This is a genomic window from Pseudomonas promysalinigenes, assembly GCF_014269025.2.
GTDB lineage: Bacteria > Pseudomonadota > Gammaproteobacteria > Pseudomonadales > Pseudomonadaceae > Aquipseudomonas > Aquipseudomonas promysalinigenes.
Genome location: NZ_CP077094.1, coordinates 4,703,015 through 4,722,734, shown reverse-complemented (window position 1 = coordinate 4,722,734; position 19,720 = coordinate 4,703,015). Strand labels below are relative to the sequence as shown.

General features: G+C 62.1%; 9 protein-coding genes. 3 read left to right on the top strand and 6 right to left on the bottom strand.

The annotated features are described in order from the left end of the window. Positions 1 to 133: 133 nt before the first annotated feature. The 3 genes from betA to betI all read right to left on the bottom strand — a co-directional run bounded on the left by betA (position 134) and on the right by betI (position 4,074). Positions 134 to 1,831, bottom strand: a complete 1,698-nt coding sequence (gene betA, locus HU725_RS21360) for a choline dehydrogenase (protein WP_060480467.1) — start codon at positions 1,829 to 1,831, stop codon at positions 134 to 136. Positions 1,832 to 1,907: 76 nt separating this feature from the next. Then, positions 1,908 to 3,380 carry a betaine-aldehyde dehydrogenase gene (gene betB, locus HU725_RS21355; RefSeq protein WP_186476282.1) on the bottom strand — a complete coding sequence of 491 codons (1,473 nt, stop codon included), beginning with the start codon at positions 3,378 to 3,380 and terminating at the stop codon, positions 1,908 to 1,910. A 37-nt stretch (positions 3,381 to 3,417) separates the two neighbouring features. Then, positions 3,418 to 4,074, bottom strand: a complete 657-nt coding sequence (betI, locus tag HU725_RS21350; RefSeq protein WP_060480469.1) for a transcriptional regulator BetI — start codon at positions 4,072 to 4,074, stop codon at positions 3,418 to 3,420. A gap of 535 nt (positions 4,075 to 4,609) precedes the next feature. Between betI and HU725_RS21345 the strand changes: the two genes are divergently transcribed. From HU725_RS21345 to HU725_RS21335, 3 genes are all read left to right on the top strand, one after another. Further along, positions 4,610 to 6,556: a BCCT family transporter gene (locus HU725_RS21345; protein WP_225915553.1), complete on the top strand. Its 1,947-nt coding sequence runs from the start codon at positions 4,610 to 4,612 to the stop codon at positions 6,554 to 6,556. A gap of 137 nt (positions 6,557 to 6,693) precedes the next feature. Further along, the gene (locus HU725_RS21340; protein ID WP_186476284.1) at positions 6,694 to 11,376 is read left to right on the top strand and encodes a DUF6543 domain-containing protein; all 4,683 of its coding nucleotides are present in this window, start codon (positions 6,694 to 6,696) and stop codon (positions 11,374 to 11,376) included. Between the two features lie 143 nt (positions 11,377 to 11,519). After that, positions 11,520 to 16,190, top strand: a complete 4,671-nt coding sequence (locus tag HU725_RS21335; RefSeq protein ID WP_186476285.1) for a dermonecrotic toxin domain-containing protein — start codon at positions 11,520 to 11,522, stop codon at positions 16,188 to 16,190. Positions 16,191 to 16,195: 5 nt separating this feature from the next. Here HU725_RS21335 and HU725_RS21330 read toward each other — a convergent pair whose 3' ends face one another. The 3 genes from HU725_RS21330 to HU725_RS21320 all read right to left on the bottom strand — a co-directional run bounded on the left by HU725_RS21330 (position 16,196) and on the right by HU725_RS21320 (position 19,690). After that, positions 16,196 to 16,963, bottom strand: a complete 768-nt coding sequence (locus HU725_RS21330) for a divergent polysaccharide deacetylase family protein (protein ID WP_186476286.1) — start codon at positions 16,961 to 16,963, stop codon at positions 16,196 to 16,198. 8 nt (positions 16,964 to 16,971) lie between these two features. Next, positions 16,972 to 18,315 (bottom strand): S41 family peptidase, encoded by a 1,344-nt coding sequence (locus HU725_RS21325; protein ID WP_186476287.1) that lies wholly within the window; start codon positions 18,313 to 18,315, stop codon positions 16,972 to 16,974. Positions 18,316 to 18,394: 79 nt separating this feature from the next. Continuing rightward, the gene (locus HU725_RS21320; protein ID WP_060480437.1) at positions 18,395 to 19,690 is read right to left on the bottom strand and encodes a murein hydrolase activator EnvC family protein; all 1,296 of its coding nucleotides are present in this window, start codon (positions 19,688 to 19,690) and stop codon (positions 18,395 to 18,397) included. Positions 19,691 to 19,720: the final 30 nt, after the last annotated feature.

Sequence of the window (19,720 nt, the reverse complement as noted above, 5' to 3'; positions counted from 1 at the left end):
AGGCACCGCGAGGGTGCCTTCTATTTGGGTGGCCTAATGAGCGCTTTCGCGGTTAAAGCCGCTCCTACAGATACAGTGTGGGAGCGGACTCATCCGCAGCAGCCTCAAATGGCTTGGCTGAGTGGCGTCAGGGTCAAGCCTGCTTCACTTCACGCATTGGTTTGCCTTTGACCGGTGCATCGCCTGCCACATAGTACTTGGCAGTGCTGCGCGGCAGCGGCTTGCGGCCACGGATCTTGTCGGAGATTTTCTCGGCGATCATGATCGTGGTCGCATTGAGGTTACCGGTGATGATCAGCGGCATGATCGAGGCATCGACCACGCGCAGGCCCTGCATACCGTGCACTCGGCCTTCACCGTCAACTACCGCCATGTCGTCGGTGCCCATCTTGCACGAGCAGGATGGGTGGAAGGCGGTTTCGGCGTGCTCGCGGATGAACTTGTCCAGCTCTTCATCGGTCTGCACGTGCGCGCCCGGGCTGATTTCGCGGCCACGGTACGGGTCCAGCGCTGGCTGGGCCATGATTTCGCGGGTCAGGCGAATGCCGTCGCGGAACTCCTGCCAGTCCTGCTCGGTGGACATGTAGTTGAACAGGATGCTTGGGTGCTGGCGCGGGTCTTTGGACTTGGCCTGAACGCGACCGCGGGCGGGCGAGCGCATCGAACCCATGTGGGCCTGGAAGCCGTGTTCCTTCACACCGTTGGAACCGTTGTAATTGATGGCCACCGGCAGGAAGTGGTACTGGATGTTCGGCCACTTGAACTCAGGACGGCTGCGGATGAAACCGCCGGCCTCGAACTGGTTGCTGGCGCCGATGCCAGTCCCGTTGAACAGCCACTCGGCACCGATCGCCGGCTGGTTCCACCACAGCAGCGATGGGTACAGCGAAACCGGCTGGGTGCAGGCGTACTGCAGGTACAGCTCAAGGTGGTCCTGCAGGTTCTCGCCAACCCCTGGCAGGTCATGCACCACGGGAATGTCGAGGCTTTCGAGCAGGGCGCGTGGGCCAACACCGGAACGCTGCAGCAATTGCGGCGAAGCAATCGCGCCGGAGCTGACGATCACTTCCTTGCGGGCGCGGGCCTCGACGCGTTCTTCGCTGTCGCCGACCAGGTAGCTTACGCCTACGGCACGCTTGCCTTCGAACAGTACGCGGTCGCTCAGGGCGTGGGTGACGATGGTCAGGTTCGGGCGCTTCTTGGCCTGGTCCAGGTAGCCGCGAGCGGTGCTGGAACGGCGGCCGTTCTTGGTCACCGAGCGGTCCATCGGGCCGAAGCCCTCCTGCTGGTAGCCGTTGAGGTCTTCGGTACGCGGGTAACCGGCCTGCACGCCGGCTTCGACCATGGCGTTGAACAGCGGGTTGTTGCCCGGCTTGGGCGTGGCCACGCTGAGCGGGCCGTCGCCACCGTGATAGTCGTTCGGGCCGATGTCACGGGTTTCGGCTTTGCGGAAATACGGCAGGCAGTCCAGGTAGGTCCAGTCTTCAAGGCCTGGCAGTTCTGCCCAGCCGTCGAAGTCCATGGCGTTGCCGCGGATGTAGCACATGCCGTTGATCAGCGACGAACCACCCAGGCCCTTGCCGCGGCCACATTCCATGCGGCGGCCATCCATGTGCGGCTCTGGGTCGGTCTCGTAGGCCCAGTTATAGCGGCGGCCCTGCAGCGGAAAGGCCAAGGCAGCGGGCATCTGGGTGCGGAAGTCGAAGCGGTAGTCGGGGCCACCGGCTTCCAGCAGCAATACGCTGACACCGGCGTCTTCGGTCAGGCGGGTTGCCAGGGTGTTACCGGCCGAACCTGCACCGACGATGATGTAATCGAATTCTTGGGACATGAACGTACCCTCGTGTTGGCGGTGATCGGGGAGCGGGAGCGCCCGTGCCCAGAGGCACGGGCGTGGCTAGACAGTTTTAGAAAACCGAGGTGTAGCCACCCAGCTCGACCTGCACCGACTTGATGCGAGTGTATTGAGCCAGCGAGCTGACGCCGTTCTCACGGCCTACGCCCGACTGCTTGTAGCCGCCAACCGGCATCTCGGCTGGCGATTCACCCCACGCGTTGATCCAGCAGATACCGGCTTCGAGCTGGTGGATGATGCGGTGGGCGCGGGAGATATCGTTGGTGCAGACACCGGCGGCCAGGCCGAAGTCGGTGTCGTTGGCACGGCGGATGACTTCTTCTTCGCTTTCGTAGGTGAGGATGCTCATCACCGGGCCGAAGATCTCTTCCTTGACGATGGTCATGTCGTCGCGGCAATCGGTGAACACGGTCGGTGCCACGAAGGCACCCTTGGCGAATTCACCCTCAGTCAGACGCTCGCCACCGCACAGCACGCGGGCACCTTCTTCTTTGCCCTTGGCGATGTAGCCCAGCACGCTTTCCATGTGCTGGAAGCTGACCAGTGGGCCGAAGTTGGTATTTTCGTCTTCCGGGTTGCCAACGCGAATGCGGGCAACGCGCTCGACGATCTTGGCTTCGAAGGCCGCTTTCATTTCGGCCGGGACGAACACGCGGGTGCCGTTGGTGCAGACCTGCCCCGAGCTGTAGAAGTTGGCCATCATGGCGATGTCGGCGGCCTTGTCCAGGTCGGCGTCAGCGCAGATGATCAGCGGCGACTTGCCGCCCAGTTCCATGGTGACTTCCTTGAGCGACGAGCTCGAGGCGCTGGCCATGACCTTTTTACCGGTGGTGGTGCCGCCGGTGAAGGAAATTTTCTCGATGCGTGGGTGCTCGGTCAGCCAGGTGCCCACTTCGCGGCCGCTGCCGGTCAGCACGTTGAACACGCCATTGGGCAGGCCGGCTTCGGTGTAGATTTCGGCCAGTTTCAGCGTGGTCAGGGAGGTGACTTCCGACGGCTTGAAGATCATTGCGTTGCCGGCGGCCAGCGCGGGTGCGGATTTCCACAGCGCGATCTGGATCGGGTAGTTCCACGCGCCGATACCGGCCGTCACGCCCAGCGGCTCGCGACGGGTGTACACGAAAGACGACTCGCGCAGCGGGATCTGCTCGCCTTCGATGGCCGGCACCAGGCCTGCGTAGTACTCCAGCACATCGGCGCCGGTGACGATGTCGACATAGCGGGTTTCGGAGTACGACTTGCCGGTGTCCAGGGTTTCCAGCATGGCCAGCTCGTCATTGCGCTCGCGCAGGATGTCGACGGCACGGCGCAGAATGCGCGAACGCTGCATGGCGGTCATCGCAGCCCAGACCTTCTGGCCGCGCTCGGCGCTTTGCACGGCCTTCTCGACGTCAGCCTCGGTGGCGCGCTGCACGTGGGCGAGGACTTCGCCGGTGGCCGGGTTGATGGCTTCGAAGGTGGCATTGCTGCCAGCGTCGACGTAAGCACCATCAATGTAGAGTTTTTGCGTTCCGAAACGGGCCATAGTGTCCTCGCAAGTGCAGTGTGTGATTGGCTGCGCGTCACGCTCCTGCCGGTGTGGCAAGCGCCGTGCGTGCTTGGTCAGCCACCTGGTCGGTTGTGCCCAGGGTGTGCTGTTTAGCCAGTTGTAGATCCATGTATTCGTTGGCAATCCGTATTGCCTGGTCGGTGTCGAATGCATCACCCGACAGCGCGCCACGCAGCCACAAGCCATCGATCAAGGCCGCCAGGCCGCGGGCTGCCTTGCGCGCATGGTAAAGCGGCAGGGCGCGGCGGAACTGGCAACACAGGTTGGAGTACAGACGGTGGTCGTTAATTCGCTGCAACCTGTGCAAATCGGGCTGGTGCATGCTGGAAGCCCAGAAGGCCAACCAGGTTTTCATCGCCGGGCCGTTCACCTGGCTGGCATCGAAGTTGCCCTCGATGATCACCTTCAGGTGGGCTCGCGGGCTGTCGTCGATCAGGGCCTGGCGACGTGCTCTTACGCCTTCGTTGAGCATGTTCATGATGTAACCCATCGTCGCTGCGATCAGGCCGTTCTTGTCCCGAAAGTAGTGACTGATGATGCCGTTCGACACGCCGGCCAAACGGGCAATCAGCGCAATGCTGGCGTCCCCCAGTCCGACCTGATCGACCGCCTGCAACGTGGCTTCGATCAACTGCTGACGGCGGATGGGTTGCATACCGACCTTGGGCATCTTGCTATCTCCTCAGGTCCTGCCAGCAGACGACAGACGGCTGACTCGGCGAAGACCAGTCTATTTTGTTTTGATTGAACGTTCAATCAATAAAGAATAAGCTCTGCGACAATTTGTGCCATTGACACTGTTCAAAGCGATCGGTGAGGCGCGAATTGACACCCCAGGAAATCGCGAAAACCCCCGGAATACAAGGCGTTGACGGGCATGGGCGATGCGAAATTCAGATTCTGCCGTACGGTCACTGGCCCTGCGACAGGTCCTTGGAGCGGGCGGGGTGGTCTGTGACCAATGCGCGCACCTAAGCGGTGATGCAGCAGTTTTCAACAGGCCGCCTGTCTGTTTTTTGCAACGTATCGACTCGGGATCGCGGTTTCCAAGTTGCTTTTATAACACCTGATGCAGTGGGGATATTCCACCAATTGCTCGGGAAAGACTGATTAGCCTCCACAGCCGCACTGCCCGGAGCATTCGTGCAATGAGTTCTGCCTCCCTTACCAAGCCCCCCGCCGAGAGGGTACGGGTCAACCGCGTGGTGTTCTTCACCTCCGCGCTGATGATTCTCGTTTTGACTGCCTTGCTGATCGCTGTACCCGAAACCGCTGGCCGTGTGCTGGGCGTCGCCCAGACATGGCTTACGCGCACCTTCGGCTGGTACTACATGCTGGTGATCTGCGGTTACCTGCTGTTCGTGGTTTACCTGGCCTTCTCCGATTACGGCAAGCTCAAGCTGGGCGGCAAGGATGACCAGCCCGATTTCAGCTACGGTGCCTGGGCCGGCATGTTGTTTTCTTCCGGTATCGGTATCTCGCTGTTGTACTTCGGTGCTTCCGAGCCACTGGACCACTACTTCAACCCACCGCAAGGCACCCCTGCCAGCCTTGAGGCCGCACGCCAGGGCCTGCAACTGACCTTCCTGCACTGGGGGCTGCATGGCTGGGCGATCTATGCGCTGGTGGGCCTGGCCGTGGGTTACTTCGCCTACCGCCATAACCAGCCGCTGGCGCTGCGTTCGGCCCTGTACCCGCTGGTCGGTGAGCGTTGGGTCAAAGGCGCTGCAGGCAATGCCGTGGACATCTTCGGTATGTTCGTGACCTTGCTGGGCCTGGTGACCAACCTGGGGATCGGTGCAATGCAGGTGGCCTCTGGGCTTGAATACCTGTTTGGCATGGACCACAGCAAAACCAACCTGTTGGTGGTGATCCTGGTGATGGCCGGCGTGGCAACCGTGGCTGCAGTGTCCGGTGTGGAAAACGGCATCCGCCGCCTGTCCAACCTGAATATCCTGCTGTTCAGCGGCCTGTTGATCTTCGTACTGCTGGCCGGCAACACCCTGCATCTGTTCAACGGTTTCGTGCAGAACGTCGGGGACTACCTCAATGGCATCGTGCTCAAGACCTTCGACCTGTACGTGTATGAAGGCGAGAACGGCCAGTCCGAGCGCTGGTTGGGCCTGTGGACGGTGTTCTACTGGGCTTGGTGGATCTCCTGGGGTCCATTCGTCGGCATGTTCATCGCCCGTATCTCCAAGGGCCGCACGGTGCGCCAGCTGGTCAGCGGGGTGCTGCTGATCCCACTGGGCTTCACCTTGGCCTGGCTGTCGATCTTCGGCAATACCGCTTTGGACCTGGTGATCAACCACGGCGCTGTCGAGCTCGGCAAGACGGCGCTGGAGCAGCCTTCGATGTCGATCTACCAGCTGTTGGAGTACTTCCCGGCAGCCAAGATCGTCATCGGTGTGGCAGTGTTCGTGGGCTTTGTGCTGTTCCTCACCCCCGCCGACTCCGGTGCGGTGATGATGGCCAACCTGTCGTGCAAAGGCGGCAAGGTCGATGAAGATGCCCCACATTGGATGGTGGTGTTCTGGTCGGTGGTCATTACCCTGGTCACCATCGGCCTGCTGTTCGCCGGTAACTTCGAAGCCATGCAGACCATGGTGGTACTGGCGGGGCTGCCGTTCTCGGTGGTGTTGGTGCTGTTCATGTTCGGCCTGTACAAAGCCATGAAGCACGACGTTGCCGTCGAAGGCGAACGCGCCGAGTTGGCTGCCCGTGGCCGCCGTGGCTTCAGTGAGCGGCTGACCCAGCTTGACCTGCAGCCGACTCAGGCCGTGGTGCAGCGGTTCATGGACAAACAGGTCAGCCCGGCGCTCAAAGAAGCCGCCGTTCAGTTGCAGACCCTGGGTTTTGAAGTGGAAACCCGTGTTGGCCAGTCGCGCAGCATGATGGGCCTGCGGGTGATGATGGAGGAGGGCAACCCGTTCGTTTACGAAGTGAGCCTCGATGGCTACCTGGCGGCGCCAAGCGAGGCACCGGTGGAGGGCGAGCCCCAGGTGCGTCAGCGCTTCTACCGGGCCGAGGTGTACCTGCACGATGGCAGCCAGGAGTATGACCTGATGGGCTTTGCGCCGGAGCAGATCGTGCGTGACGTGCTCGATCAGTTCGAAAGCCACCGCCAGTTGCTGGGGCGTGTCTATAGCTGATCGCTGAGCCGCAGCGAGCAGGGGCCTGGTGCGAAAGCATCAGGCCTTTTTCGTTTGTGCGCAGTCGCAATATGTACAGCCAAGCGGGCTTGGGCGTGACGGCATGGTGGCGGCCCACCCACCAAGAAGCGCTCACCATGACTACACTTTCGACAACGCTGTTCGATTTCAAAGACGCTGTGGCCCGGCAGTTCGTCGGCAGGCCGACCCTGCGCCAGGTGGTCAGCACCCAGGTGCTGAACCTGTTGCTCGAAAAGCTGCCTTGGCTGGCTTACGTCACTCCAGCACTGACCGATGCCGAGCCACTGATGCTCGACAGCCCTGTGCTGGGCACCCGGCACTACACCACTGAGCCTTTGGTCGATCGGGTGCTGCAGGCGCTGGTGGCGGACCAGCCGATGAACCTGGAGGCGCTCGACGGGCGTCACCATAACCTTGCGCTGGCCGCGACCCACCGCTTCGCCGGTGCCGATAGCGAGTTCGATACCCGCCGCCTGAGCGGCGTGACCGATGCCTTCAACCAACTGCTGGTGGATTTGCCCGAACACTTCTGCCATGCCCAGGTTGCTTACTGGCAGGGCCAGGGCAACGCCAGTAATAACCGCGACAAGTGGTTGCAATGGCTGCTGAAGATGGCGCTGCTCAGCAACCTTCCCCGCCAAGGGCTCGATACCAAGGCGCAGGCGTGTGTGCGCGCGCTGATCGAAGGTGGTATCGGGCAGCCGGCAGTGTTTGCGGTGCAGGCCAACCTGATCTGGGATGAGCAGGCGGTGTCGCTGGTGCAACCGGGCTTGCTGCTGGTCGGTGAGTGGGATGAGGAACAGGTTGTGCTGTGGTACAGGCCGTCGAGCCAGGTCACGGCCTTCGCATCGCTGGATGCCTTCGGTCTGGCCTTACGCGACACCTTGGCGCTGGACTATGGTTTCGAGCGCCTGAGTTGGGACCGTCATGGCCTGGAGGGCAATGTATTCGCCCAGCTCACGGCGCTGCTGTTGACCCTGATGTGCGAGCAGATCACGCAATTACGCCTGCATGGCCTTGATGTGGCGCAGATGCAGGTTCTGTTCGCACAGTTGAGCGATCCTGCGCAGTGGCTGGTTGCCGGTTATTTCGACGACGATGGCCTGCAGGCCAAGCTGCCTTTGGGCTTGCTCGGCGCTTCGGCCAGCGACAGTTTCGCGGCTCAGCAGGCGCTGCTGGGCATGGCGCTGGCACAGGCGCAGTCAGAGGGGGGCTCGGCGCTCGATGGCGTGCAGGATCTACACACCTTTGCACGTAAGCGTTTGCGTGAGCAATTGCTGGCCGACTACCCGGTGGAGGCGAACTATTTTCCCGACGACCTGCTGCTTTCGCTTGCCTCGGCCCAGGGCATTGCGGGAGGCGCTGCGAGCGGGGCAGGTGGCGGCGAACCGCTGGTCCACAGGGGGGAGGTGACCCTCACGGCATTCGCCATCGGTAATCTGAGCTCCCTCAGTACGGCGGTGATCACCGGCGTCCGGCACCGTACCGGGCAGTTGATCATGCCTTGGCTGAGCGTGGATTACCTCAAGGGCCTGGTTCAGCGGGTCGACATCGGTGGCCAGTACCCACACTACGTGGCAACTGCCCTGGGCGACCTGGCCAGCCGGCCGCAGCGCACCCACTACATCGCCCGCGAGTGGCGCCAGGGCCTGCTGTTCAGTGCCCTTGCTGCCAAGCTCGACGGCAAGGTCACGGAGTTCGGTCTACAGGGTGTGGTCGACTTTTGCCATGGCCGCCAGGGCCAACCGTCACCCAGCAGCGTGCTGATGCCCCTGGCTTTCAAGCGCCGTCCCGAGGCTAGCCAATCTGATGGTGTTCAAGGCATGTACCTGCTGATTTGCGCGCAGCCCTCGCGGGTGTTGTTGTACCGCCCGCTCTATGCCAAGGATACGCTGCTCGAGTACCCCAGCCTGGATGCCATGCTGGTGGCGATCCGCGCTTCGCCCGAGCTGCAGCAGAGCATGGTGGCGTGGATGGATCCGGCGGCGCGCCCAATTTATGACCACGGCGGCATCGGTGAGCCGCACATCAGCAGCATCGGCATCGACCCCTACAACCTGCCGGAAAAACCAGCGCCTGCCCAACTGGCAACGTTGCTGTGGGCCACGGGTGTGGATGAAAAACTGTATGCCGCCAACCAGGAGTTGCGTATTGCATTGGCCGATTTGCAAAGCACGTCCACCGCCGAAAGCCGCTGGGCGCTGCTCAGCCGCGGCGCCTGGCTATTGTTCGATGTGGTCAGCCTGGCGCTGCGCGGCCCTGTGGCCTCGGTGTCTTGGCTAGTACAGAGCCTCAGCGCGTTGGACGCAGAGCTGGAGGCATTGACCCAAGGCGACGATTTCGCTCGCCAGGCGGCCACCGTCGACCTGATCATCACTGCTGGCATGACCCTGCTGCATGCCCATCTGCCCAGCGCCGCAGCGAGCGACCCCCAGCCGCTACCAAAGGCAGCGGCATTCAAACAGTTGCCAGCCCAGGATGGCCGCTACCAGGGCCTCTACGTTGTGCCTAGCCAAGGCAAGGTGACGACCCCTGGGCCGCTGCCATGGCCGGTGCCGCCGCTGGAGGGCACGGCGCAGATAGATTTCAGTTGGCGTGGCAACCAGGGTTTCAACGATTTGCCAACCCAGCGGCGCCAGGCCCTGATGGCCATGCGCGCCAAAATCGCACTGGACGGGGAGCAACCGCAGGCAACGGGTATTTATCAGGTCGCAGGCCAAGACTACATCTCGATGCTTGGTGAGGTATTTGCCGTGACTGCTACGCGCGACGGTATCCGCGTGGTTGACCCAGCCGGTGGACATGGCCCGTACCTTGTCTATCAAGGCGGCGCATGGCGGGTCGATACCCGCTTACGCTTGCGCGGCGGCATGCCCAAGGCGTCACTGCAGACGCAGTTCAGCAGGATGCTCGCGCAGATCGATCGGTTGAGCCATGAGTCCAACCAGGCTGCCAACCTGTTCCAAACGGCCCTTGACGAGGTGCAGGCGCTACAACGCAAGCGGGCGCAGTTGGCTGCGCTTGAAGCCACGGAGCAAACGCGACGCCAGGATGCTGAGGCCGCAGGGGAGGGCGGTTTCGATCGTGCCGCCTCCGACCACCTGATGAGCCGCTACCAGGCACGCCTGAGCGAAATGGATGCGCAAGTGAAGGCAAAACGCCACGAAGTCGTGGCTACGCTGGAAGCGGTCATCGCCCTGGACCGCAAGCAAATCGCCCAGCTGAAGGTGATGCTCGAACCCAAGTATGGCCGTTATCGCCCCCATGAAATGGGCGATGTACTGGAGCGTCAGCTCAAGCTGCTGCTGCAGTCGACGATTCGCAACGCTGACTTCGCCCTCGGCGAACTCTACCTGCTGGCCGACTACAGCTATATCAGCCAGAGACGTCGGCAGTTCAGTGGCAAATACCTGCATGAAATGGCCGAGCAATACCAACAGTTCCGCGCAGAACTCATTCCCCACATCGAACTCAATGAACGGATACTGGCCCTTCACGGCGAGCTCGACGTGCTGTTGCGCGATGCGCCGGACACCTTGGACATCAGCGTCTCGACCACTCCGCGCAGCGTGGCGCAGTTGATCAAAAGCCGGCGCTTCACCACCATCGACTTGCGTTTCCAGCACGCGTTGAACCTTGCCGAGGCCGCTTTGCGCCTGGAGTCCAAAGCCATGCCCCGGCGCCTGCTGCGGTTCCAGAATGGGTTGATGAACCCGGCACTGAACCGCGCGTCGTCGGCACACGGCGACTCACTGATGGCCAACCTGTCGGCCTCGGATCGGATCAGCATTTTGCAGGAGGCCTGGGATGAATACACCGCCGCAATCGTGCACTCCCTGCACATCGAACCCCAGGCCGGTGTATTGCTGGACCCTGTGATGTTGCGGCGCTACCGGGCGCAGATGATCCTGCTCAAGGAAGACGCCGGGCGCCGGTTGGTCGATGCCATGGCTGAGCAGGACGGCAAGCCGACTGCTTCAGGGCGGGTGCCGTACCCTGTCACCCAGCAGCCGCAGCAGGTGATTCGCAACCGCGATGGCCAGTTGCTGATTGCCACGCAGGTCGAGGATCAAGGGCAAGTCGTCCTGCAGGTGCGTCAGTCGATCAGCGATAAAATCCTGCAGGTGTTCGAGCGCCAGGGGGATGCCTGGGTCGAGCGTGTTGCCAAGCCAGCTTCTGCTCGGGCGCAGCCAGGCCCAGCAGTGGATGTCGACGCCCAGGTCAAGGCGTTGCTGCTGGACCACCAGGAGGTGCTCGTCGCCGCCCAGGCTTATGTACTGGAAGATGTCAGTGGCGGGTTGCTCGATCGCCTGCTCAGTGACCAGGTGAACGTGCTGGAAACTGCCTTGGCAAGCTTCGCCGAGCAGGGTGCGCAAAGCGCGGCGACAGCACCGCTGAGCCAAGCGCTGATTGCGCTGCGCGCCTACCGGGTCGAACAGTTGACTGCGCTATTCAGCAAAACCCCGTACCCCACCGCCAAAGCCTTGCGCTTCTTGCATGAGCAGCGCTTGATCAAGGTTGAGTACGTGCGCCGCGAGGTTTCTGCCAATACCAGCCCGTTCGACGAGTTCAAGATCATGCGCCTGAACGCCCCAGGCGCCAGTAAAGGGCGACCGCTGTGGGCTGCGCACTTCCATTTGCCGTCGCAAACCGCGAACCTGGCCGACTTCACTTACGCCCATCTCAAGCGTTGGAGCCAGCGCCAGATGGGGCGGCAATTCGAGTCTGTGAGCGGTCAGCGCGTACATCGTGGGCGGCTAGAGCAGGCCGATGTGCAGGGCATCATTGCGTTGAACTGATAGTTAACCGAAGGTGCAGGCCCGGTTCTGACGAGCGGGCCTGATCGCCCTCAGCCGTCAGTCGTTGCGAGCAATATTTAGGCCTGGCCGGTCAGGCTGGCTCTATAGGGTTCCAGGCTATTCTCAACCTGGAGCAAGCGCCCATGCCCCCCCTGAACGATGACAAACATGCTGTGGCCGCGCACTTCGCTAGCCGCCCGACTCTGCGCCAGGTCGCGGGGCAGCAATTGATGCAGGTGCTGATCGCACAGTACCCGGCCATTGCCCACTACCGGCCTGAACTGACCTCTGCTCAAGCGCTGTATTTGATGATTCCGCAAGTCGATGGCACCTGGAGCCACCAGCCTTTTGTCGACTACGTCCTGCAAGCGCTACTGACGCGTCGTGTGCTGGATTTTCCCTGGGTGGCCGGCCTGGACTATCGCCTCAGCCTGCAAGTCCCCTACCGTTTCTATGCCAACCCTGACCCATTCCAGAGCTCCGATGACGATGTGGTCAGGCCCCAAGCGCTGACCGCCGCGCTCAACGATCTGTTGCTGCTGTTGCCCGAGCAGTTTTGCCAGGCGCAAGCCGAATACTGGCAAGCGCTGGGCGTCAGCGGTGTCAGCCGTGACCTGTGGCTGCAACAGACGATCAAAGCCGCCTGGTTGGCCAACCTGCCTATGCAGAACCTGGATGCCGAGCAGCAGAGCTACATCCACGGTGCGCTTCAGGGCGGCCAGCGATCGCCCAGTGTGAGCGTGGTACAGGTACGACTGAGCCAAGGCAGCCAGAGCTATCGCTGCCTGTTGCCTCATTTGCTGATCATGGGGGAAAGCGATGCGCGCAAGGTACTGCTGTGGTGCGCGCCCTGCAGTGTGATCCGTTCGTTCGATTCGCTGGACGAGTTCGCCTTGGCCCTACAGGATACGTTCGCCCAGCGGCATGCATTCGAGGGTTTCGTTTGGGACCGCTTTGAACTGGAGGGCGATGCTTTCGCGCAGTTGAGCGCGCTGATGCTCGAGGCGCTGCTTGAGCCTGTGATCCGCGTGCGCTATTGGCAACTAGCTGACGTTGACGCGCTTGAGCAGTGTTTCGCTGGCCTGTGCGATCCATCGCGCTACTTTGTCGATGGCTATCGGTTGACCGAACCACGCGCCAGCACCCTACTGCCACCGCGCTTTCTGCATGCAGCGGCGGCCGATAGCTTCGCTTGCCAGTGCGCATTGTTCGACCTAGCCCTGGCCCAAGCACAGTCCGATGGTATCGGCGCCCTGGAGGGGGTGCTGGACCTGCACGCCTACACACGCCAGCAGCTGCGGGCGCAGTTGCTGGCCGACCATCCCGATGACGCCAACTACTTCCCCGACGACCTTGAATTGACCCTGACCATCGCCCGCGGCACGCCGGGCGGTGCTGGCGCAGGCGTGGGTGGCGGCAGTGTGGAGCATCGGCGCCTGAGCTTGACCGAGTTCGCCATTGGCAATCTCAGCTCTTTGCAAGGCGCAGTGCTCAGCGCTGTGCACCACCGCCAAGGGCAGTTGATCATGGACTGGATGAACCCAGCCTATGTGCAGGCCCTGGTGCAAAAGGTCGACATTGGTGGTCACTACCCGGCGTATGTCGCTCAATGCCTGGATGACCCCGAACAGCGCCCACAGCGGGTGGCCCGGTTCGGGCGTGAGTGGCGCTGCTCGCTGTTGTTCAGTGCGCTTTCGGCCCGCTTGGCCAATGACCTCAGCGAAGCTGGCCTGCAGTGCGTTGTCGACTACTGCCGGGGTGTGGTTGACCCCCAATTACCTGCGCAGATGCTGATGCCACTGGCGTTCAAGCGCGAAGCTACGGCGCCGGCCAGCGACCAGGCAACTGGCATGTACGTGCTGTTTTCCACGCAGCCTGCATGTGTGCTGCTGTATCGCCCGTTATACGGCGATGTGGCGATCACCGAGTACCCCAGCATCGAGGCGATGATGGCGGCGATAGGCCAGGCCGGTGCGCTGCAAACCAGCGTCCTTGACTGGCTGAGCCCGCAAGCTCGTCGTGTCTATGACTGGGGTGGTTTCCTTGAGCCTCATTTGCTCAAGCCAATTTTCGATACCTCAGTGTTGCCTGCGCGGGTCAAGCCTGCCTCGTTCGAAGCCCAGTTCTGGCAGCGGGATGTTGATGCTCAGCTGTACCAGGCCAACCGGGACCTGCTGGTGGAGCTGGCCGACCGCCAGACGGTTTCCAACCAGGAAAGCCGTTGGGCCATTCTCACCCAGGGCGCCTGGCTGTTGTTCGATTTGGTCAGCTTGTGGCTGCGCGGCCCGGTGGCTTCGGTAGCATGGTTGGTGCAGGCTCTTGGGGCTTTGCAAAACGATGTGGCGGCGTTGCGTGGCAGCGATGCATTCCAGCGCTCTGCTGCCGTGGTGGATCTGCTGCTCAATGCATCCATGGCTTTGATGCATCTGCGCCTGCCAGGCGCACCAGAAGCAACGGCATCGGTACTGCCCGCTGCGGCCACCGAGCAATGGCCGAGGGTGCATCCGGCCAGTCGTGCTCAGGCATCCATGCCGGCCCAAGGCAAGGTTGGTTTACCAGGTGCCCTGGCAGAGCAGGCCACGCGACTGGACTTTTCCTGGCGTGGCGCCCAAGGCCTGAATGTGCTCTCGGCCGAACGACGCAAGGCGCTGCAAAGCATGCGGGTGCGCCAATCGCTCAGTGGGCTGGAAATGATCGAAAGCGGTGAGCACCATGGCCTTTACGCGCTCGATGGGCAGCATTACTTGCAATTGGCTGGCGATGTTTACGGCGCGCGCGTTACCGACCAAGGCGTTCGTATCGTAGACCAGGCTGGGCGAGCGGGGCCCTGGGTGGCGTTGGTCGATGGTCAGTGGCGAATCGACCATGCCCTGCGGTTGCGCGCCGGCATGCCGCGTAGTCGCTTGAAGGCAATGCGAGAAGAAAACCAGAAGCTGCTCGAAAGCCTGCGGCATACCGAAGCAGACTTGGCGAGGAACAATAACCGGCTGGGTATGCAACTGGAGGGGCATCGCGAAATGCTTATCCAAAAAGACCAGCAGATCGAAGCCTTGCTAGCACGGCCGGAGCTGGACGAATTGAGCCAGAACCTTCTCGACCTGACTCGTCGCCTGCGCAAGAAGCTCAACGAAAAGGTCATCTACGAACTCAAGGCAGTGGTCGAGAATGGCATAGAGCATGATCAAGTGTTGGCGCGGCTGAACGCCATGCGCATCGACGAGAAAACGCTGCTCGACTCGCTCAGCGAACAGCGCAGCAGCGTTCGTCAGGCACTGATCCAGAACCTCTCGGTTTACTACAACGAGATGGCCAAGATGATCAATGACGAGGGCTTGGATGATATTTCCAAGGACATCGCCGTACGCCCCGAAGGTGAGCGCGAAATCCAGCACTACAAAGACTTCCTGGGGATGCTGGAGAATGTCATCAAATGGGAAACCGACCTGGTCGATATTTCCCGGGTTTTGGACAAGTTACTGGTCGATACCCTCAACGATAGCTCGATCCTGTACAGGGACGAGGCGAGTGGCGCAAGGATCAACAAGGACTTGGAGCTCAAGGAAACCATCGAGCGGCGTCGGCTATCTGCTATCGACCTGGATTTCCGTCTGCTGCTCGATTTGGCCGAGGCCAGCCTCGACCGGTTGGTGGACGTCGACGAGCGCACCTTGGAGCAATACCTGGATTACCTTGGCAGCGAGACCTTGATCAGCGCGGGCAATGCCCATGGCGATCTGGCTGCAAGCGAGCTCTCGGCCGCTGAAAGGATCGAGGTACTGGCAGGCATTCTGGAGGTTTACGAAGAAGCCAGGGGCATGGCGGACTACCTGACCAGCCTGGGTGGCCCGGCGATCCGGCAAGATCGTCTGCAGCAGTACAAGCTCAGGCTCGAGGGCCTTCAGAGCTTGGCGGAAAAGGATATGGCTGAGGCTGTACGGGAAAAAGAACTTGAGCAGCCGCCCGCACGGCAGCCCCCTACTTATGCGCCGCGCGGTGGCAGGCGCAAGGTGGTCAGGACCAACCGAGGCCGCAGCGTTCTGGGTGAAGAGGTAGAGATCGACGGCGTTGCCGTGGTTCAGCAACGAGACTTCCGCACCCAGAACGTCATCAAGACGTTTCATAAACAGGGTGAAGAATGGGTCGAGCAAGCCGCTGGATTAGGCGGCAGCGAACTGCCACCTTTCTCGCCCAAGGACCCGCGCATCGCGCGTCAACGTGCCCAGGCACTGGTGGACCAGGTGGATTCGGTGATTTCCCTGGCTCGCCTGTATGTCAAATCGGATGAAGCGCTCGGGCTCTCCACGGTCGTGGAAGAGCATATCGATAAGATCAAAGAAGCGCAGGCCAAGCTACCCAGGCTGACCCCCGAAGACGAACTGTTCGACAGCCTGAGCCAGGCAGTGACCAGGCTGCAGGCAACCCAGCGTGCTCTGCTGACCGGGATGTACCTGGTCACCTTCCACCCGACGGCGAAAAGTTTGCGCTTTTTGGTCGAGCATCAGGAAGTGACCGTTCACCGTGCCGGGCCCCGGCGCATGCTATCGGCGAAGGACTACCTGGATGTCTACGAGATTCGCCGACGCGTCAGGGCTGGCGAGCAGGAGGGCGAAGGTTTGTGGGAGGCGCATTTCCATTACCCCACGGCCACAACTGGCGCACGGCAGTTCAGCAAGGGCCATCTGAAGCTCTGGTCGCAGCGCAAGCTGGGCCGCAAAGCGCAGCTTCAGGCGGCAGCCACCGGCAAGGACTTGCTGGCGATCTACCGGGGTGAGGTGCGGCTGAACGACGTCGAGGGCATCATTCCTTTCGATTGACCGGGTCAGCGGTTCTGGTAACGGCCATGCTTGCCATGGGCTGGCATGGCCTGATTACCGCGCTCGGCGATCATCTGCTGCAGCCTTACCAACTCGATGCCCTGGCTTTTCAGGCGGGGCAGTTGCTGTTCGAGTACCGCCAGGGTTTGCGGGTATGGGTGGCCGATCAGTACCGCCGAGCCTTGCTTGTGCGCCAGGGCGATGCCTTGCTGCAATTGTGCGGCAATGGCTTCAGGGGTGCGCACGTCGTCGAGGAATACATCCCGTGAAACATGGGCCAGGCCTTCGGCCTGCGCCTGGGCCGCGGCGACCGTAGCTGCGCTGGTACGGCTGTCGACGAAGAACAGGTGCCGGCGCTGCAGTTCGCCCATCAACCAAGTCATTGGCTCGCGCTGTGCGGTCATGCGGCTGCCCATATGGTTGTTGATGCCCGCAGCGTACGGCACTTTGGCCAAGGCCGCGTCCAAGCGCCGCGCCAGCTCTTCGATGGCGATCCCTGGGTGCCAGGCGTAGGGCCCGGTGGCTGGGTCCATGGGCATGTGCAGGATCACCGTCTTGCCGGCCTTGTGGGCCTGGCGGGCGAAGTCAGTGGCATGCGGGGTATCGGGCATGATCGCCATGGTCACCGGCCCTGGCAGGGCGAGTGTGCGGGTGTCACGCTCGGTGCTCTGGCCCAGATCGTCGATGATGATGCTCAGGTAAGCCTTGCCGGCCGGTGCCGCTTGCGCAGCACCGGCCATCAGGCAGAACAGAATACACAGCAGATAACGCATGGGTTGGGTCAGTCACCCTTGGTGATGTTCAGGCCCTTGAGCAAGCTCAGCGCCTGGCTCAGCTGATAGTCGCTGTCCTGCGGGCGGTCCTGGCGCTTGGCCTTGCTGCTGCCGGTCGGGCGGTCGGCGCCACCGTTGCCGTTGCCCAGGTGACCCTGCAGGTCGGCTTCCTTGAAGGTGTCGTTGTCATTGTCGCTGGCATCGGCGGTGAGCTTGGCCTGACGAACTTCGATATCGGGCACGATACCTTGTGCCTGGATCGAGCGGCCGTTGGGGGTGTAATACAGCGCGGTGGTCAGCTTGAGCGCACGATCGTTGGCCAATGGCAGTACGGTCTGTACCGAACCCTTACCGAAGCTGTCGGTGCCCATCAGTACGCCGCGCTTGTGGTCCTGCAGGGCGCCAGCGACGATCTCCGAGGCCGAGGCGCTGCCACCGTTGATCAGCACCACCAGCGGAACACCTTCGCTGGCGTCGGCCGGGTCGGCAGAGAAGCGCAGCTCGGAGTTGGCGATCCGGCCCTTGGTGTAGACGATTAGGCCCTTGGTGAGGAAGTGGTCGGCCACTTCCACGGCCGCCTGCAGCACGCCACCTGGGTTGTTGCGCAGGTCGAGGATCACCCCGCGCAGCTTCTTGCCGTTGTCCTTGCGTAGCTTGGTCAGGGCTTTGCCGACTTCATCGCCGGTCTTGACCTGGAACTGGGTGATGCGGATGTAGCCATAGCCGCTTTCGAGCAGTTGGCTTTTCACGCTTTTGACCTGAATGACCGCGCGGGCAAGGGTTACATCGAACGGGCTGCCGCCGTCGCGCACCAGGGTCAGGGTAATCTTGTCCCCAACCTTGCCACGCATCTTGTCGACCGCTTCGGTCATGGTCTGGCCGCGGGTGGGGGCGCCGTTGATCTTGACGATCAGGTCACCGGCCTGCACCCCGGCGCGGGAAGCCGGGGTGTCGTCGATTGGCGACACCACTTTGATCATGCCGTCTTCCTGACCCACTTCGATGCCAAGGCCGCCGAATTCGCCGCTGGTGCTTTCCTGCAGCTCCTGGAAGTCCTCAGGGCCAAGGTAGGCCGAGTGCGGGTCGAGGTTGCTGAGCATGCCTTTGATGGCATTTTCCAGCAGGGTCTTGTCGTCCACCGGTTCGACATAGGCGGCTTTGATGCGGTCCATGACCTCGGCGAAGGTGCGTAGCTCCTCCAGCGGCAGCGGGGCCTTGGCGGTCACCTCGGTGACGGGCATCGCGGCGGATTTGGCGGGTGCTTTCGCCGGCTCCGCGGCGCAGACCAGGGGCGCACCGATCGCCAGGGCGATGGTCAGGGCCAGCTGGGTGAGGCGAGGCGAGTGCAGCATGTCGAACGAACTCCTGATCCTGTAAGCGCTCCCTGGGGAGCATCGGTGCGGCGCCTGGCGCTATACCGTTTGTTGTGTGTCAGCCGCGGCACCATTGTGCGGGGTCGGTCGGCCGGCCCTGCTGGCGGATGGCGAAGTACAACCCTGCACTGTCCTGGCCACCGCTGTCGCCAACGGTGGAAATGGCTTCGCCGGCCTTGACGATGTCGCCGGCGCTCTTGAGCAGGCTCTGATTATGGCCGTACAGGCTCAGGTAACCATTGCCATGGTCGAGAATGACCAGAAGTCCAGCGCCACGCAACCAGTCGGCGAACACCACTCGCCCGCCATGCACGGCGTGCACTTGCGTGCCGGGGTTGGCGCTGATCATCACCCCGTCCCACTTGGCTCGGGCATCATTGCCGCGGGCATCGCCAAAGCGTGCCAGCAGTCGACCGTTGACTGGCCAAGGAAGTTTTCCCCGTGCAGCAGAAAATGCACCGCCATAGCTGGCGCCATCACTGGAAACCATCGGGCCGAGGGTGGTGCGAGCCTTTTTCGGGGGCTCGGCATCGTCTTTGTCGGCCCGTGCGGCCAAGGCTTCTTGCTGCCGGCGCTTCTCGGCCTCCTGCTGGGCGAGCAGAGCCTTCTGCCGCGCTTGCTCGGCTTCGCGGGCCTGGCGGGCCAGGGTTTCTTCGATGGTCTTGAGCACTTTGGCCAGATCCGCCTGGTCCTGCTGGCGGGCCTGCAGTTTCTGGTCGCCGCTCTTCACGTCGTTGTTGAGCTTGGCCAGCACCTGCTGACGCTTGCTGCGTTCGGCGTCCAGGGCCTGGCGGCGGGTGTCGAGGTCGGCGCGCTGGGCCAACAGTTGTTCCTGCTGGCGGGAGATGTCCTGCTCGACATTGGCCAACTGGCGCAGGGTTTCGTTGAAGGCCTTGAGCTGGTCCAGGCGGGCTTTGCTCAGATAGTCGTAGTACGTCAGGGTGCGGGCGAACTTCTCAGGGTTCTGCTGGTTGAGCAGTAACTTGAGGTATTCCTCGCGGCCGTTGTTCTGGTAGGCCGAGCGAGCTTGTATAGCGATCAGCCGTTGCTGTTCAACGCGGGCGCTCTGGAGTTTTTTTTTCTCGGTATCAAGGCGCTCCAGCTCGCCCTCGGTCTTTTTTAGTTCTTGTTGCAGGGCCTCCACCTGCTTCTCCAGGTTACCGATGTCGGTTTCGGTGGCCTTGAGGTCTTTTTGCACTCCGGCTTTTTCTTCCTGCAGCTTGCTTAGCGTCTTTTTGAGCTCGGCAATGTCCTGGCGGGTGGCATCCAGTTGCTGCTGGGTCTGTGCGCGCTCATCGGCGAAGGCCGGGCTGAGCAGGCAGGACAGGGCTAAGGGGATCAGGGCGCGTAGCATGGGGGTCGGCGTACCAGGGATGAAGACTGG